Here is a 1,454-nt window from a genome sequence, read left to right as displayed (position 1 = left end):
CGCGATCAGCGAGTTACCGCCCAGGGCGAAGAACTCGTCATCCAAACCGACCCGCTCGACACCGAGCACGTCCGCGAAGGTGTCGGCCACGATCTCCTCGACCGGCGTCGTCGGTGCCCGGAACTCGCGGGCCTCCACCACCGGCGCCGGCAACGCCTTCCGATCCAACTTGCCGTTGACATTGAGCGGCAGCGCATCGAGGACGACGAACACCGACGGCACCATGTACGACGGCAACGACCCGGACAGGCCCGCCCGCACCGCGGCCTCGTCGATCGGCTCGTGGGTGGGCACCAGGTAGCCGATCAGCTGCTCGCCGTGGACCAGGACCACCGCCTGCGCGATGTCGTCGCGTTCGACCAGCGCGGCCTCGATCTCACCGAGCTCGATCCGCAGACCCCGCAGCTTCACCTGGAAATCGGTGCGCCCCAAATACTCCAACACACCGTTCGCACTCCACCGCACCAGATCCCCGGTGCGATACATCCGCTCACCCGAACCGCCGAACGGATCGGCCACGAACCGCTCCGCCGACAGATCCGCCCGGCCCGCGTACCCGCGTGCCAACTGGGCCCCGGCCAGATACAACTCACCCGGCACCCCCACCGGCACCGGATGCAGCCGGCCGTCGAGCACCAGCGCCCGGGTGTTCGCCACCGGGCCACCGATCGGCACCGACACCGCATCCGCATCGGTGACCTCATACGCGGTGGCCTGCACCGTCGTCTCCGTCGGCCCGTACACGTTGACCACCGACGCGTCGGTGAGCGCACCCAGCCGCGCCACCGTCCGCGCCGCCAACGCCTCACCACCGGAGAACACCCGCGACAACGACCCCGCCGACCCGGCATCGAGATACTCGACCGTCGCCTCGAGCACCGACGGCACGAACTGCGCCACCGACACCGACTCCGCACCGATCACCCGCGCCAACTCCACCGGATCCCGATGCGCATCACGGCCCGCGACCACCACAGACGCACCGACCTGCAACGGCCAGAACAACTCCCACACCGACGCATCGAACGTGAACGGCGTCTTGAGCAACACCCGATCCACCGCCGCCAGCGGATAGTCCGCCTGCATCCACCCCAGCAGGGACACCACCGACCCGTGCGCAACCGCTACGCCCTTCGGCCGGCCCGTCGACCCCGACGTGAACAACACATACGCGGTGTTCGACGCCCGCACCGGCGCCACCCGCTCCCGATCGGTGACCGGGCCATCAGCCAGGCCGGTCTCGTCGAACGAATCGACATGCACCACAGGAACACCGGAACCGGGATCGAACCCGTCCCGGGAGGTCGAGAGCACCAGCACCGGATCCGCGGTATCGAGGATGTAACCGTTGCGGTCGGCCGGCTGATCCGGATCGACCGGCACATAGCCGCCACCGGCGACCGCGACCGCATACACCGCCACCAGCATCTCCACCGACCGGCCCATCGCCACCG

The 1,454-nt window shown here is 69.1% G+C and carries 1 protein-coding gene; it reads right to left on the bottom strand.

Features of this window, described 5'->3' with window-relative positions:
- Positions 1 to 1,454: amino acid adenylation domain-containing protein (locus tag EGT50_RS16885; RefSeq protein WP_127955816.1), on the bottom strand; the 1,454-nt coding region annotated here is incomplete at both ends.

The sequence above is a fragment of the Rhodococcus xishaensis genome (assembly GCF_004011825.1).
Lineage (GTDB): Bacteria > Actinomycetota > Actinomycetes > Mycobacteriales > Mycobacteriaceae > Prescottella > Prescottella xishaensis.
The sequence above is the reverse complement of the archived record's forward strand: the minus strand, read 5'-3'. Positions and strand labels throughout refer to the sequence as shown.